The 15,093-nt window shown below is 67.7% G+C and carries 11 protein-coding genes; 7 read left to right on the top strand and 4 right to left on the bottom strand.

The genetic code is table 11. The features are described from left to right. Positions 1 to 79: 79 nt before the first annotated feature. The 3 genes from relA to cysM all read right to left on the bottom strand — a co-directional run bounded on the left by relA (position 80) and on the right by cysM (position 4,752). Positions 80 to 2,323 carry a GTP diphosphokinase gene (gene relA, locus U8L64_RS04855; protein WP_102828843.1) on the bottom strand — a complete coding sequence of 748 codons (2,244 nt, stop codon included), beginning with the start codon at positions 2,321 to 2,323 and terminating at the stop codon, positions 80 to 82. A 90-nt stretch (positions 2,324 to 2,413) separates the two neighbouring features. After that, positions 2,414 to 3,778, bottom strand: coding sequence for a 23S rRNA (uracil(1939)-C(5))-methyltransferase RlmD (rlmD, locus tag U8L64_RS04850; protein WP_333394469.1), 1,365 nt, complete (start codon positions 3,776 to 3,778; stop codon positions 2,414 to 2,416). Positions 3,779 to 3,849: 71 nt separating this feature from the next. Next, complete coding sequence (gene cysM, locus U8L64_RS04845) at positions 3,850 to 4,752, bottom strand: cysteine synthase CysM (protein ID WP_077683850.1); 903 nt, start codon at positions 4,750 to 4,752, stop codon at positions 3,850 to 3,852. A 205-nt stretch (positions 4,753 to 4,957) separates the two neighbouring features. On the opposite strand from cysM, the gene U8L64_RS04840 reads away from it, so the two are divergent. The 5 genes from U8L64_RS04840 to U8L64_RS04820 all read left to right on the top strand — a co-directional run bounded on the left by U8L64_RS04840 (position 4,958) and on the right by U8L64_RS04820 (position 12,014). Then, on the top strand, positions 4,958 to 5,584 hold the full coding sequence (locus U8L64_RS04840) for a trimeric intracellular cation channel family protein (protein ID WP_008570712.1): 627 nt from the start codon (positions 4,958 to 4,960) through the stop codon (positions 5,582 to 5,584). Positions 5,585 to 5,675: 91 nt separating this feature from the next. Next, entirely contained in the window at positions 5,676 to 8,462 is a 2,787-nt protein-coding gene (locus tag U8L64_RS04835) for a response regulator (protein WP_054095106.1), read from the top strand. A gap of 28 nt (positions 8,463 to 8,490) precedes the next feature. Then, entirely contained in the window at positions 8,491 to 10,470 is a 1,980-nt protein-coding gene (mnmC, locus tag U8L64_RS04830; protein WP_333394466.1) for a bifunctional tRNA (5-methylaminomethyl-2-thiouridine)(34)-methyltransferase MnmD/FAD-dependent 5-carboxymethylaminomethyl-2-thiouridine(34) oxidoreductase MnmC, read from the top strand. Between the two features lie 135 nt (positions 10,471 to 10,605). Further along, on the top strand, positions 10,606 to 11,163 hold the full coding sequence (locus U8L64_RS04825; RefSeq protein ID WP_054095108.1) for a Tll0287-like domain-containing protein: 558 nt from the start codon (positions 10,606 to 10,608) through the stop codon (positions 11,161 to 11,163). Positions 11,164 to 11,258: 95 nt separating this feature from the next. Next, on the top strand, positions 11,259 to 12,014 hold the full coding sequence (locus U8L64_RS04820; RefSeq protein ID WP_043299306.1) for a sulfite exporter TauE/SafE family protein: 756 nt from the start codon (positions 11,259 to 11,261) through the stop codon (positions 12,012 to 12,014). Position 12,015: 1 nt separating this feature from the next. On the opposite strand, the gene U8L64_RS04815 is transcribed toward U8L64_RS04820, so the two are convergent. Next, on the bottom strand, positions 12,016 to 12,252 hold the full coding sequence (locus U8L64_RS04815; RefSeq protein WP_043299305.1) for a DUF1127 domain-containing protein: 237 nt from the start codon (positions 12,250 to 12,252) through the stop codon (positions 12,016 to 12,018). Positions 12,253 to 12,348: 96 nt separating this feature from the next. Here U8L64_RS04815 and U8L64_RS04810 point away from each other — a divergent pair, with 96 nt between their 5' ends. Both U8L64_RS04810 and U8L64_RS04805 read left to right on the top strand, forming a co-directional pair. Next, positions 12,349 to 13,203 carry a LysR substrate-binding domain-containing protein gene (locus tag U8L64_RS04810; protein ID WP_043299303.1) on the top strand — a complete coding sequence of 285 codons (855 nt, stop codon included), beginning with the start codon at positions 12,349 to 12,351 and terminating at the stop codon, positions 13,201 to 13,203. Between the two features lie 84 nt (positions 13,204 to 13,287). Then, positions 13,288 to 15,060: an N-acetylglutaminylglutamine amidotransferase gene (locus tag U8L64_RS04805; RefSeq protein WP_333394461.1), complete on the top strand. Its 1,773-nt coding sequence runs from the start codon at positions 13,288 to 13,290 to the stop codon at positions 15,058 to 15,060. Positions 15,061 to 15,093: the final 33 nt, after the last annotated feature.

Raw genomic sequence — 15,093 nt, 5'->3', positions numbered from 1 at the left:
CCGGAACCTAGTGCATCGTGGGTGGATGACGCTCCGCCATCCACCGTGACGCGGCCGGCGCCACCGCCGGCCTCGTGCCTTACGTGGCCCGCTGGCGCTTGGCCTCGATGATGTTCGGCAGCTGCGATATCCGGCTCAGTAGCCGCCCGAGCGCATTCAACCCGGGAATCTCGATGGTCAGCGTCATCTGCGCGGTGCTGTCTTCCTTGTTCGAGCGGGTGTTCATCGACAGCACGTTGATGCGCTCGTTGAGCAGCATCTGCGAGATATCGCGCAGCAACCCGGAACGGTCGTAGGCGCGGATGAAGATTTCCACCGGATAGGTCTTCTCCGGCACCGGCCCCCAGCTGACCTGAATGATCCGCTCCGGCTCGCGGCCGGCCAGTTGCAGCACCGACGGGCAGTCCTGCCGGTGAATGCTGACGCCCCGGCCCTGGGTGATGTAGCCGACGATGGGATCGCCCGGCAGCGGCTGGCAGCAACCGGCCATCTGCGTCAGCAGGTTGCCCACGCCCTGAATCTGCACATCGCCGCGCTTGCCCGGCTTGTGCGGCGTCGAGCGCCGCGGAATCAGCTCCAGCTGGTCGTAGCCGCGCTCCGGCTCGACCAGCTGCTGCGCCAGATTGACCAGATGGGCCAGGCGCAGGTCGCCGGCACCGAGCGCGGCGAACATGTCTTCGGCAGTCTTGAGGTTGGCCTTCTCCGCCACCTTGTCGAAATCCACCGGCGGCAGGTCGAGACGGTTCAGTTCCCGCTCCAGCAGCGCCTTGCCGGCGGCGACGTTCTGGTCGCGCGCCTGCAACTTGAACCAGTGGACGATCTTCGCCCGCGAGCGCGAGGTGGTGATGTAGCCCAGGTTGGGGTTCAGCCAGTCACGGCTCGGCGAACCCTGCTTGCTGGTGATGATCTCCACCTGCTCGCCGGTCTGCAGGCTGTAGTTGAGCGGCACGATGCGCCCGTTGACCTTGGCGCCCCGGCAATTGTGGCCGATCTCGGTGTGCACCCGGTAGGCGAAGTCCAGCGGCGTGGCCCCCTTGGGCAGGTCGATGGCATGGCCGTCCGGGGTGAACACGTAAACGCGGTCGGGCTCGATGTCGACGCGCAGCTGGTCGGCCAGCCCGCCGATGTCGCCCAGCTCCTCATGCCATTCGAGCACCTGACGCAGCCAGGCGATCTTCTCCTCGTAGTGGTCCGAACCGGAATTGACGTCGGTGCCCTTGTAGCGCCAGTGCGCGCAAACCCCCAGCTCGGCCTCCTCGTGCATGGCCTGGGTGCGGATCTGCACCTCCAGCACCTTGCCTTCCGGGCCGATCACCGCGGTGTGCAGCGAGCGGTAGCCGTTCTCCTTGGGGTTGGCGATGTAGTCGTCGAACTCCTTGGGAATGTGCCGCCACAGCGTGTGCACGATGCCGAGCGCGGTGTAGCAGTCACGCACCTCCGGCACCAGCACGCGCACGGCGCGCACGTCGTAGATCTGGCTGAACTGCAGGCCTTTCTTCTGCATCTTCCGCCAGATCGAGTAGATGTGCTTGGCGCGGCCGTCGATCTCCGGCTGGATGCCGGCCGCGGTCAGCTCATCCTTGAGTTGCTGCACCACGTTGGCGATGTATTGTTCGCGATCGAGCCGGCGCTCGTGCAGCAGCTGGGCGATCTGCTTGTACTGCTCCGGCTCCAGATAGCGGAACGACAGATCTTCCAGCTCCCACTTGATATGGCCGATGCCGAGGCGATGCGCCAGCGGCGCGTAGATGTCGAATACCTCGCGTGCCACGCGCTGGCGCTTGTCCTCGCTGGCGTTCTTCACCGCGCGGATGGCGCAGGTGCGCTCGGCCAGCTTGATCAGCGCCACGCGGACGTCGTCGACCATGGCCACCAGCATCTTGCGCAGGTTCTCCACCTGCGCCTGCGACCCCAGCACCAGCGATTCGCGCGGGTTGAGGCTGGCGCTGATCGCGGCCATGCGCAGCACGCCCTCGATCAGCTTGGCGACCACCGGGCCGAAGCGCTGGTGCACCTCGGCCAGCTGAATCTTGCCTTCGCGCACGCCGCGGTAGATCACCGCAGCCACCAGGCTGTCCTGGTCGAGCTTGAGATCGGCCAGAATTTCGGCGATCTCCAGGCCGGTCTGGTAGCTGGAGGTGCCTTCGCTCCACAGATTCTGCGCGGCGTTTGCTTGCTGCTCGGCCTCGCGAGCGAACTCGCAGGCCTCCTTGAGTGCCGCGCGATCCAGCGCCGGGTCCATGCCCAGCACGTGGTCGAGCCAGCTGTCGAGGTTGATGCTGCCGTCGGTGTTGACCGGCTGAAGCGCTCTGACCTGTACCATCTAAACCTTCCCTCTGCGCAGTGACTGCGCCGCACGCCGGCATTCTGCGTGCCGGTCGGTTGAATCGCAGGCCGGTTGCCTGCCAAGAAATCACCGGGCAGCGCGGTCCGACATTTCGAACAGCGCCATCGCCTCGACATGCGCCGTCTGCGGGAACATGTCGATCACACCGGCCCGGGACAGCCGGTAGCCCTGGCGGGCCAGCTCGGCCGCGTCGCGGGCGAGCGTTGCAGGATTGCATGAAACATAGACGAGGCGGCGCGCACCGAACTCCGACATTTGTCGAACAACCTCCAGCGCGCCGTCACGCGGGGGGTCCAGCAGCACCGCGTCGAATCCGCTGCGCGCCCAGGGTGCATCGGCCAGCGGCTTCGACAGGTCTGCACGATAAAAGTGCAGGCCGTCCAGGCCGTTGCGCAACGCATTGCCCCGTGCCCGCTCGACCATCGCCTCGACGCCTTCTACGCCGGTCACCTGCGCGCCGCTGCGCGCCAGCGCCAGGGCGAAATTACCCAGCCCACAGAACAGGTCCAGCACCCGCTCGCCGGGAGTCGGCACCAGCCAGTCCAGGGCCTGGGCGATCATCGCCTCGTTGACCGCGGCGTTGACCTGGACGAAATCGCCCGGTCGCCACTCCAGCTCCAGATTCCACGGTTCCAGGCGATAGCCCAGCGGTGCCGCTTCGAGTGGTACCGGCTCGCCCTCGCCCTGCAGCCACAGCTGCGCACCCTGCTGGTGCGCGAACGCCTGCAGCTGCGCCAGATCGTCCGTCACCAGCGCCGCCGTGTGGCGCACCAGCACGGCCTCGGCGGTACCGCTGAACAGTTCGATATGGCCGATGGCCTGGGGTCGGGTCAATTTCTGCAACACCGCCAACAAATGCGGCAACAGCTTTTGCAAGGGCTGTACCAGCACGGGGCATTGTTCGATCGGGACGATCTGCTGGCTGGCCGCGGCGCGAAAGCCCACTGCCAGTCGCGCGGCCTTGGCATCCCAGCGCACGGCAAGTCGGGCGCGGCGTCGATAGCCGAGCTCCGGACCGCTGAGCGGCGCGGCCCAGGCCTGCGGCTCGAGGCCGGCGACGCGCGCCAGCTGCTCGGCGAGGGTGCGCTGCTTGAGTTCGAGCTGATCGTCCGCCGCCGCATGCTGCAGGGTGCAGCCGCCACACAAGCGTGCATGCGGACAGGGTTCGTGGCGCCGCTGCGGGCTGGCGTCGAGTACCCGCTCACAGCGCGCCTCGACGATCTGCGCGCGCGCACCGAGCACGCGCGCCTCGACCCGCTCGCGCGGCAGCGCACCGGCTACGAACCAGGTACGGCCGTCGACGAAGGCGATACCGCGCCCATCGTGGGCCAGCCGCTCGATGAGCAGCGTCTGCTTCTTGCCGACCGGCACCTGCGGCTTGCGCTCGCCACCGCTGGGCTGAAAGCGCAAGGCGCCGCTACGTTTGGCCATTGGCTGGAACCTGCTTCAAGGGAACGGCAAGGCGCCGCGATGCCACCGGATGGCGGCAGGCGGCGATGAATTCAGTTGGGAGCGTCATACACGCCGGTGGACAGGTAACGATCGCCACGGTCGCAGACGATGGCCACGATCACCGCGTTCTCGACCTCGCGCGACAGGCGCAACGCCGCCGCCACCGCGCCGCCCGAGGACACGCCGCAGAAGATGCCTTCTTCGCGAGCCAGGCGACGCATCACCGTCTCGGCCTCGTCCTGCGACATGTCGACGACGCGGTCGACGCGCTCGGCCTGGAAGATCCTCGGCAGGTATTCCTGCGGCCAGCGGCGGATGCCGGGAATCGCCGCGCCTTCCATCGGCTGCAGGCCGACGATCTGCACGTTCGGATTCTGCTCCTTGAGGTAGCGCGACACGCCCATGATGGTACCGGTGGTGCCCATCGAGCTGACGAAGTGGGTGATGCTGCCATGGGTCTGCCGCCAGATTTCCGGGCCGGTGCTGCCGTAGTGCGCTTCGGGGTTGTCGTCGTTGGCGAACTGGTCGAGCACCTTGCCGCGGCCCTCGGCCTGCATCTGCAGCGCCAGGTCGCGTGCGCCTTCCATGCCCTGCTCGCGGGTCACCAGGATCAGTTCGGCACCGTAGGCGGTCATCGCCGACTTGCGCTCGGCGCTGGAATTGTCCGGCATGATCAGGATCATCCGGTAACCCTTGATCGCCGCGGCCATCGCCAGGGCGATACCGGTATTGCCCGATGTGGCCTCGATCAGCGTGTCGCCGGGCTGGATATCGCCGCGCAGCTCGGCACGGTTGATCATCGACAGTGCGGGACGGTCCTTGACCGAGCCGGCCGGGTTGTTGCCTTCGAGCTTGACCAGAATGGTGTTGCTGGTGGTGCCGGGCAGGCGTTGCAGGCGAACCAGCGGCGTGTTGCCGATGCAGTCGGCAATGGTCGGGTAGTGGATTGTCATGACGTCATGAACCACACGGCGTGGAAAAAAGGCGCTCATGATACCGGCAACCGCTGGCCACGGGCAGACTCCACGTGCCGCCGCGCTGGCCGCTTCGTCGCCTGCCCGATGGCCGCCTCGCATGGCGCGCAACCCGCGCGTGCTCCATAATCGCGCCCCTTTGGCGCTGCCCGCCGTCTGGTGCAGCGGGCACTGGAGGTCTGTCGTGGAACTGCTGCATACCATCTACCTGATCGCGATCACCGCCGAAGCCATGTCCGGGGCCATCATGGGCATGCGTCGCGGCATGGACCTGTTCGGCATCTGCCTGCTCGGCACGGTGACCGCCCTGGGTGGCGGCACGGCCCGCGACATCCTGCTCGGCCATTATCCGATCGGCTGGATCGCGCACCCGGAATACCTGTCCTTCACCATCGGCGCGGCGATCGTCACCGGCTTCATCGCACGCTACCTGCATCGCCTGCGCCAGGTCTTCCTGCTGGTGGACGGCCTGGGCCTGGTGGCGTTCACGGTGATCGGTTGCGACGTGGCGATGGGCATGGGCGCGCACCCGTCGATCGTGGTCTTCGCCGGCGTCATCACCGGCATCTTCGGCGGTCTGATGCGCGACGTGCTGTGCAACGAGGTGCCGATGGTGCTGCAGCGCGAGCTGTACGCCACCGTCGCGCTGTTCACCGGCGTGCTCTACGTCGGACTGCTGTGGCTGGAGATGAACACCGCGTTGGCCACGCTGATCGCGCTGGGCAGCGGTTTCCTGTTCCGTGTGCTGGCGATGACTTTCCGCTGGCGCCTGCCGGACTTCAACGGCAAGGAGATTCGCGGCCTCGACTGAGCCGCGGCGGCGCCCGCCGGCTTGACCTGCGTACAGATTCGTCCCCGGCAAATCGCTACACTAGCGGGCTGGCAACCCGGGGGAATGGACTGTGCTCAAAGACGTAGGAATCCGAGGCCGCGTACTGGTGCTCACGCTGCTGCCGAGCACCCTGCTCGCCATCGCGCTGGGCGCCTACTTCACCTGGATGCAGCTCTCCGAGATGCGTCACCAGCTCGACGAACGCGGCGTGCTGATCGCCGAACAACTGGCGCCGCTGGCCGCTCCGGCGATGAACCTGGGCTACGACAAACGCCTGCAGCGCATCCTGGCGCAGGTGCTCGACCAGAACGACGTCCGCGCGGTAACCATCCTCGACGCTGAACGTAACGCGCGCGCGCACGTCGGCCCGCGCATGCTCACCCCCTCGCCGCCCGGCGACCCGGAGGGCCTGACCCGGGTCAGCAGCCTGGACTACACGCGCATCCTCATGCCGGTGCTGCAGCAGCACCTGAATCTCGGCGAGGAGGCGCGCGGCAACGGTAATGCGCTGATCGGCTGGCTGGAGCTGGAGCTGTCGCATCACGGTACGCTGCTGCGCGGCTATCGCAGCCTGTTCACCAGCCTGCTGCTGGTCGGCGCCGGCCTGATCGTCACCGCCCTGCTGGCGCTGCGCATGAGCCGCACCATCAGCCAGCCGCTGCAGCGCGTGCAACTGGCCGTCGCCCAGCTCAAGGACGGCCATCTGGAAACGCGCCTGCCTGCGCTGGGCAGCCACGAGATGGACGAGCTGGCCTCGGGCATCAACCGCATGGCCGAGGCCCTGCTCAGCGCCCGCGAGGAGCTGCAGCAGAGCATCGACCAGGCCACCGCCGACGTGCAGCAGAATCTGGAAACCATCGAGATCCAGAACATCGAGCTGGACCTGGCGCGCAAGGAGGCCCTGGAAGCCAGCCGGATCAAGTCCGAGTTCCTCGCCAACATGAGCCACGAGATCCGCACGCCGCTCAACGGCATCCTCGGCTTCACCCATCTGCTGCAGAAAAGCGACCTCACTCCGCGCCAGCAGGACTACCTGTCGACCATCGAGAAATCCGCCGACAACCTGCTGGGCATCATCAACGAAATTCTCGACTTCTCGAAGATCGAGGCCGGCAAGCTGGTACTCGACAGCGTACCGTTCAACCTGCGCGACCTGATCGAGGACACCCTGACCATCCTCGCCCCGGCCGCGCACACCAAGCAGCTCGAGCTGGTCAGCCTGGTCTACCGCGACACCCCGCTGTCGCTGGTCGGCGATCCGCAGCGGCTCAAGCAGGTGCTGACCAATCTGGTCAGCAATGCCATCAAGTTCACTAACGAAGGCACCATCGCCGTGCGCGCGATGATCGAGGAAGAAAGCGCCGAGCGTGCGCAGTTGCGCATCAGCGTGCAGGACACCGGCATCGGCCTCACCGATCAGGACCTGCGGGCACTGTTCCAGGCCTTCAGCCAGGCCGACAACTCGCTGTCGCGCCAGCCCGGCGGCACCGGCCTGGGGCTGGTGATCTCCAAGCGCCTCATCGAGCAGATGGGCGGCGAGATCGGCGTCGACAGCATTCCCGACGAAGGCTCGGAATTCTGGATCACCCTGAGCCTGCCCAAAGCACGCGACGACATCGAGGACCAGCCGCCGGCCGCGCTGCTCGGACGCCGGGTGGCGCTGCTCGAACAGCATCCGCTGGCGCGTCAATCGCTGCAGCACCAGCTCGAAAGCTGCGGACTGAGCGTGCAGAACTTCGACAATCTGGAGCAGTTGCAGCGCAGCGTCGCCAGTCAGCGTGACAGCAACGTGCCGATCGACCTGGCCGTACTCGGCATCACCACCCGCGAACTGGCGCCGGCGCAGCTGGGCCAGCTACTCCACGAATTCGACACGCTGGATTGCAAGTGCGTGGTGCTCTGCCCGACCACCGAACAACCCTTGTTCAGCGACACGTTGCCGGATCACCACAGCCACGCCCAGCTGCAGGGCAAGCCGGCGCGCACGCGCAAGCTGCAGCGCGTACTGCTGGAGCTGCTGCGCCCGGCGCAAGCGATGGCGCCGTCCGTTCAACCGGTCAATGGACGGGTGCCGCAGCTGCTCTGCGTGGATGACAACCCGGCCAACCTGCTGCTGGTGGAAACGCTGCTGAGCGATCTCGGCGCCGCGGTAGTCGCCGTGGACAACGGCCCCGATGCGCTGGAGGCGGTCAAGCGGCACAGCTTCGATCTGGTCCTGATGGACGTGCAGATGCCCGGCATGGACGGCCGGCAGACCACCGAGGCGATCCGCCAGTGGGAAAACGATACCGGCGCGCTGCCGCTACCGATCGTCGCCCTCACCGCGCATGCGCTGGCCAACGAAAAACGCGCCCTGCTGCAAGCCGGGCTGGACGATTACCTGACCAAGCCGATCAGCGAACGCCAACTGGCGCAGGTGGTGCTCAAGTGGACCGGCCTGACCCTGCGCAGCCAGCCTCAGACGCAGCCGCCGAGTCCGCCGCGCACCGTTCCGGCTGAAGCCCCGCCAGCGCTACCGGAGCAGGTGTTCCCGGTTCTCGACGAGGAGGAAGGCCTGCGCCTGGCCGCCGGCAAGGCCGATCTCGCCGGCGAGTTGCTGAGCATGCTGCTCGGCTCGCTGGATGCCGACCGCGTGGCGATCCGCCAGGCGCGCCAGGCCGGCGACCGCCAGCTGCAGATCGAGCGCGTGCATCGCCTGCACGGCGCCACCCGCTACTGCGGCGTACCGCAGCTGCGCAACGCCTGTCTGCAGAGCGAGACGCTGCTCAAGCAGAACAGCCCGGCTGCCGAGGCGGCCCTCGACGAGCTGGACGCCGCCATCGAACGACTGGGGCACGCCGCCCGCGTCGCCAGCTGACCCTCCCTCATCCGAGCCGGATTTCCCCATGCCAGACCGCTCCGCAACGCCCACCTTCCAGCCCGCCGAACTCGAATGGGACGCGAGCGGCCAACCCCAATCGCGCCACTATGGCGACGTGTACTTCTCACGCGCCTCGGGGCTGGAAGAAACCCGTCATGTATTTCTCGCCCAGAACGATCTCGCCCGGCGCTTCGCCGCCCTCACCGCCGGGCAGCATCTGGTGATCGGCGAAACCGGCTTCGGCACCGGGCTCAACTTTCTCTGTGCCTGGCAGCTGTTCGACGAGGTCGCGCCAACCGGGGCGCGCCTGCACTTCGTCAGCGTCGAGAAGCATCCGCTGACTCACACCGATCTCACGAGGGCGCTGGCACTCTGGCCACAACTGCAGACGCAGGCGCAGCCGCTGCTGGAGCAATACCTGGCGATCCATCCGGGCTTTCAGCAACTGGTGTTCGGCGGCGGTCGGGTGGTACTGACGCTGCTGGTCGGAGACGTGCTCGAAGCGCTGCCGAGCCTGGACGCGCGGGTCGATGCCTGGTTCCTCGATGGCTTCGCGCCGGCGAAGAACCCGGAAATGTGGCAGCCGGCGCTGTTCGCCGAACTGGCGCGACTTTCCGCTCCCGGTGCGACGCTGGGCACCTTCACCAGCGCCGGCTTCGTCCGCCGCGGTCTCGGCGAGGCTGGCTTTGACATGCAGCGCGTACCCGGTTTCGGCCACAAGCGCGAAATCCTCCGCGGACACTTCATCGGCAGCGCCACGGCGACGGCGAAGCCCTGGTACGCGCGCCCCGACTTCCAGCCGCGCCAGCGTCGTGCGCTGGTGATCGGCGCGGGTCTTGCCGGCTGCGCCAGCGCCGCCAGCCTCGCCGCGCGCGGCTGGCACGTCAGCGTGCTGGAGCGCCACGCCAGCCCCGCCGAGGAGGGCTCCGGCAATCCGCAGGGCGTGCTCTATCTCAAGCTGTCGGCGCATGGCACCGCGCTGTCGCGGCTGGTGGTCGCCGGTTTCGGCTACACCCGCCGGCTGCTGCGCCAGTTGCAGCAGGGCCAGGACTGGGACGCCTGCGGCGTATTGCAGATCGCCTATGACGACGAGGAACGCGCACGTCAGGCGGAGCTGGCGTCGGCATTCCCCGCCGATCTGGTGCATTCGCTGCCGCGGGCGGAGGCCGAACGGTTGGCCGGCGTGACCCTGCCGAACGGCGGGCTGTTCTATCCGCACGCCGGCTGGGCGCATCCGCCGGCGGTCTGTCGCTGGCTGCTGGCGCAGCCGAACATCGAACTGCTGCGCCACCGCGAGGTGCTCGAACTGCGCCGCGACGGCGAGCAGTGGCAGGCGGTCTGCAACGGCGAGGTGCTGGTCGAGGCGCCGCTGGTGGTGCTCGCCGGTGCCGCCGAGGCGGCGCGCTTCAGCCAAAGCGCCTGGCTGCCGCTCAAGCGCATCCGCGGGCAGATCACCTGCCTGCCGGCCACGGCCGACAGCGTTGCGCTGCGCACCGTGCTCTGCGCCAAGGGCTACGTCGCCCCGGCGCGCGACGGCGTGCACACGCTGGGGGCGAGCTTCAACTTCCAGCAGACCGATCCGGCGCCGAGCGAGGCCGAGCACCTGTCCAATCTGGAACAGCTAGCCGGAGTGTCCGAGGATCTCTACCGTCGTCTGCACGCTGACCCGGCGCAGGCCGGTCGACTCGAAGGACGGGTGGCGATGCGCTGCACCAGCCCCGACTACCTGCCGCTGATCGGCCCGGTGGCCGACGCCGACGGTTTCGCCGAAGCCTACGCCGCGTTGAGCAAGAACGCCCGACAGACGCCGGACGCCCCCTGCCCCTGGCTCGACGGCCTGTACGTGAACACCGCGCACGGCTCGCGTGGAATGATCACCACGCTGCTCTCGGGCGAGCTGTTGGCCGCATGGGTCGAAGGCGAGCCACTGCCGCTGCCGCGCGAGGTCGCCGAAGCCTGCCACCCCAGCCGCTTCCTGCTGCGCAAGCTGATTCGCGGCAACTGACCGATGCGCCGCCGCGGCTTCGGTCGCGGCGCAACAGTGCCGCCGCGCCGCCTGCGGCAATGCCGCGCATCTTGCGCTCGAACAGCCCTCGCATGATACTCCCCCCCCTATCCAAACGATTGGTCGGAGACGCCGATGAAACGCCGCTACCTGATGCTCCTGAGCCTGCTTCCGCTCGGCCTGCACGCCGCTCCGGCGGTCGACACCACCCAGTTGCAAAGCGAGGCGCAGGCGCTGATTCCGCCGTTCCAGCAGCAACTGCTCGCCACCGTCCAGCAGGCCGTCGCCGAAGGCGGGCCTGCCAAGGCCGTCGAAGCCTGCAACCTGCTCGCGCCGGGCATCGCCGCGCAGCACAGCAAGGCGCCCTGGCAGGTCGGCCGTACCGCGCTGAAGGTGCGCAACCCGGACAACGCGCCGGATACCTGGGAACGCCAGGTGCTCGAGCAGTTCGCCCAGCGTGCCGCCGCCGGCGAACCGCTGGAGCAGCTGCGCCACGGCGAAGTGGTGAACGGCGAGTACCGCTACCTGCAGGCCATCGGCACCGCTGAAGCGTGCCTGGGGTGCCACGGCAGCAACATCAAGCCGCAACTGCTGACCCTGCTCGACCAGCACTATCCGCAGGATCAGGCGCGCGGTTTCAAGGAAGGCGATCTGCGCGGCGCCTTCAGCCTGCGCCGCCCGCTGGACCGCTGAGCGACGGGATCGGCTAGCATCGCCCTTTGTCTGCGACCCGAGGACTACTCGATGTGTGACCCGCGCATACCAACCCGCACAGCGGACGCTTGCTGATGGAGGCGCTGCTGCTTGAGGCATTGGGCATTGGTCTGCTGCTCGGCTTGCTGTTGGGACTGACCGGCGCCGGCGGCTCGCTGGTCGCGCTGCCGCTGCTGCTCAGCCTGCATCTGCCGCTGCGCGATGCCATCGGCGTCAGCCTCGGTGCGGTCGCCATGTCGGCGCTGATCGGCGCGATTCCGCGTGCCTGGCAGGGTCAGGTGGCCTGGAAGCCGGTGCTGTTGCTGGCGCTGTGCGGTCTGCCGGGCAACGCTGCCGGGCAGTGGCTCGGTCAATTCATCGCCGAGAAGGCGCTGATCATCGCCTTCTGCCTGCTGGTGATGTGGTCGGCCTGGCGCATGTGGCGCGGAGCGAGCCTGCCGGCGCGGGAAAACGGCTCGATACGTCACGCTGCGCTGATCGCCATCGGCCTGGGCGTCGGTCTGTTGTCCGGGCTGATGGGCGTTGGCGGCGGCTTCCTGGTCGTGCCGGCGCTGCTCTGGTTCACGCCACTGACACTGCTCAGCGCGATGGCCACCTCGATGGCGGTGATCGCGCTGGTCAGCGGCGGCGGTTTCCTCCTCTACCTCAGCGACGCCCAGCCACCGCTGGCTCTGCTCGGCGGGCTGGCAGCCGGCGGCGCGTGCGGCGTGCTGGCCGGCAATCGGCTGGCGAACTATCTCAACAGCAGCGTACTGCAGCGCATCTTCGCGTTGATGCTGGTGGCCGTCAGCCTGTCGCTGGGCGTGCAGAAGCTGCTGCTCGGACACTGACTCAGCGCCGCAGCGGGTCATCCCAGAACGGCCGGCTGGCTTCCTGCTCGATATCGGCCCGGCTGTAACCGATGTCCTTGAGCATCGCGTCGCTCATCGACGCCAGCTGCCGGCGCTGGCGCGCCAGTTCCTGCCAGCGACGCAGTTGCCGCCAGCCGTCGCGTAGCAACATGCCCCAGGCGAGACGGCGCGGCGCCGGCAGGTGCCGCAGGATCGATGCGTTGTCATGGGTTTTCATGCTCTGGCCCTCCAATCGGGATGGCGCCAGTTTCTTGCCGTGACTACGATCAATCCAACGAATACTCTTGATGCGACCCATCTTGGAGATTGATGAGTGGCCAACTATCCGGGCATCGATACCGAGCTGCTGCGCAGCTTCGTCGCCATCGCCGACCATGGCGGATTCACCCGCGCGGCGGAGGCGGTGCACCGCACGCAGTCGGCGATCAGCATGCAGATGAAGCGCCTGGAGGAGGACGTGCTGCAGCGTCCGCTGTTCGAGCGCAGCGGCCGGCAGGTCAGCCTCACCGCCGAGGGCCAGGTGCTGCTCGGTTATGCGCGGCGCATCCTCAAGCTGCATGGCGAGGTAATGACCACGCTGCGCGAGCCGCACATGGTCGGCGCGGTGCGCATCGGCACGCCGGACGACTACGTGATGCGCTTTCTGCCCGGCATCCTCGCGCAGTTCGCCCAGGCCTACCCGCTGGTGCAGGTCGAGCTGCACTGCGAGCCTTCCTACCAGTTGCTGCAGCGCCAGGACATGGACCTGACCATCGTCACCCGCGAGCCGGGCACCGAGATCGGCCAGCTGCTGCGCCAGGAGCGCTTCGTCTGGGCCGAGGCCGCCGGCTACGACTTGCACGAACAACGGCCGATCCCGCTGGCGATGTTCAACAGCGGCTGCTTCTGCCGCGCCTGGGTGTGCAATGCGCTGGATGCGGCCGAGATCGACTACCGCATCGCCTACACCAGCCCGAGCCTGGCGGCGCTGATGGCACTGGTCGGCGCCGGGCTGGGGGTGACCGCGCAACTGCGCAGCCTGATCCCGCCGCAGTTGCGCATTCTTGGCGAAGCCGAAGGGCTGCCGCCCTTGCCGCAATGCAGCATCGTGCTGCTGCGCAATCCGCGCAGCCAGTCACCGGTGAGCGAGGCGCTGGCCGAGTACATCGTCGAGGGCTTCCGCCTGTAGCGAGCCAGGCGCGCGGGCAGAAAAGCTGAACTTCGACGGAAACCCGTCAGTCACACTCCCAACGGCACCAACCGGAAAGGAACTATGTGTGGCATAGCTGGAGAACTTCGTTTCGACAACCAACCGGCCGATCTGGCCGCGGTTGAACGCATCACCCAACACCTCACCGCGCGCGGCCCCGATGCGTGCGGCTTCCATAGCCAGGGCCCGCTGGCCCTCGGCCATCGCCGGCTGAAGATCATGGATCTGTGCGAGGCCTCCGGCCAGCCGATGATCGATCCGCAGCTCGGCCTGGCGATGGTCTTCAATGGCGCCATCTATAACTACCCGGAGCTGCGCGCCGAGCTGGAAGCGCTGGGCTACCGCTTCTTCTCCGAAGGCGATACCGAGGTCCTGCTCAAGGGTTTCCACGCCTGGGGCGAGGCGCTGCTGCCGCGCCTGAACGGCATGTTCGCCTTCGCCATCTGGGAGCGTGACAGCGGGCAGCTGTTCATCGCCCGCGACCGCCTCGGCGTGAAACCGCTGTACCTGTCGCGCACCGGGCAACGCCTGCGCTTCGCCTCGACGCTGCCGGCCCTGCTCAAGGGCGGCGACATCGCCGGCGACCTCAATCCGGTGGCGCTCAATCACTACATGAGCTTCCACGCGGTGGTGCCGGCGCCGGACACGCTGATCGCCGGCATCGAGAAACTGCCGCCGGCCAGCTGGATGCGCGTCGGCGTCGACGGCACGACCTCCACCCACCGCTGGTGGACGCTGGAGTACGGCGCCCGCGACGACGAGCAGCACTACAGTTTCGAGGACTGGCAGCGCCGCACCCTCGACACCCTGCGCGAAGCAGTGGCGATCCGCCAGCGCGCCGCAGTGGATGTCGGCGTGCTGCTGTCCGGCGGCGTCGATTCCAGCCTGCTGGTCGGCCTGCTGCGCGAGGCAGGCGTCGCCGACAACCTGCTGACCTTCTCCATCGGCTTCGAGGATGCCGGCGGCGAGCGCGGCGACGAGTTCAAGTATTCCGACCTGGTCGCCGAGCACTACGGCACGCGTCACCATCAGCTGCGCATCCAGGAGCGGGAGATTCTCGAGCAGCTGCCGGCGGCTTTCCAGGCCATGAGCGAGCCGATGGTCAGCCATGACTGCATCGCCTTCTATCTGCTTTCGCGCGAGGTCGCCAGGCACTGCAAGGTGGTGCAGAGCGGCCAGGGCGCGGACGAGCTGTTCGCCGGCTACCACTGGTATCCGCAGGTGGACGGCGCCAGCGATCCCGTGGCGGCCTACCTAGGCGCCTTCCGCGATCGTGACTACGACGAATACCGCGCGCTGATGCAGGAGCAGTGGCATCAGGGCGACTTCTCCGGCGAGTTCGTCCGCCGCCATTTCGCCGAACCCGGCGCCGAGGCCGCGGTGGACAAGGCGCTGCGCATCGACAGCACCGTCATGCTGGTCGACGACCCGGTCAAGCGGGTGGACAACATGACCATGGCCTGGGGCCTGGAAGCGCGCACGCCGTTCCTCGACTACCGCGTGGCCGAGCTGTCGGCGCGCATTCCGGCGCGCTTCAAGCTGCCGGGCGGCGGCAAGCACGTGCTCAAGGAGGCCGCGCGCCAGGTGATACCGGCCGCGGTGATCGACCGTCCCAAAGGCTACTTCCCGGTGCCCGGGCTCAAGCATCTGCAGGGCGAAACTCTCGACTGGGTCCGCCAGCTGCTGCTCGATCCCAGCCAGGACCGCGGGCTGTACCGCCCTGAGGCCATCGAGCGGCTGCTCGCCGATCCGCATGGCCAGCTGACGCCGCTGCGCGGCTCAAAACTCTGGCAGCTCGCGGCGGTCAACCTTTGGTTGAGTGAGCAAGGCCTCTAAGAATGCGCACGCCCGGCGGCAACGCCAGCTGCC

The sequence above is a fragment of the Pseudomonas sp. FIP_A4 genome, from assembly GCF_036701605.1.
GTDB classification, from domain to species: Bacteria; Pseudomonadota; Gammaproteobacteria; order Pseudomonadales; family Pseudomonadaceae; genus Stutzerimonas; species Stutzerimonas phenolilytica.
This window is presented reverse-complemented; position numbering and strand designations above follow the sequence as displayed.

What these genes read in the sequence shown, in the direction of transcription:
- relA (WP_102828843.1), bottom strand. Translation starts at nt 2,323, where the DNA reads ATGGTACAGGTCAGAGCGCTTCAGCCGGTCAACACCGACGGCAGCATC.
- rlmD (WP_333394469.1), bottom strand. Translation starts at nt 3,778, where the DNA reads ATGGCCAAACGTAGCGGCGCCTTGCGCTTTCAGCCCAGCGGTGGCGAG.
- cysM (WP_077683850.1), bottom strand. Translation starts at nt 4,752, where the DNA reads ATGACAATCCACTACCCGACCATTGCCGACTGCATCGGCAACACGCCG.
- mnmC (WP_333394466.1), top strand. Translation starts at nt 8,491, where the DNA reads ATGCCAGACCGCTCCGCAACGCCCACCTTCCAGCCCGCCGAACTCGAA.
- U8L64_RS04825 (WP_054095108.1), top strand. Translation starts at nt 10,606, where the DNA reads ATGAAACGCCGCTACCTGATGCTCCTGAGCCTGCTTCCGCTCGGCCTG.
- U8L64_RS04820 (WP_043299306.1), top strand. Translation starts at nt 11,259, where the DNA reads ATGGAGGCGCTGCTGCTTGAGGCATTGGGCATTGGTCTGCTGCTCGGC.
- U8L64_RS04815 (WP_043299305.1), bottom strand. Translation starts at nt 12,252, where the DNA reads ATGAAAACCCATGACAACGCATCGATCCTGCGGCACCTGCCGGCGCCG.
- U8L64_RS04805 (WP_333394461.1), top strand. Translation starts at nt 13,288, where the DNA reads ATGTGTGGCATAGCTGGAGAACTTCGTTTCGACAACCAACCGGCCGAT.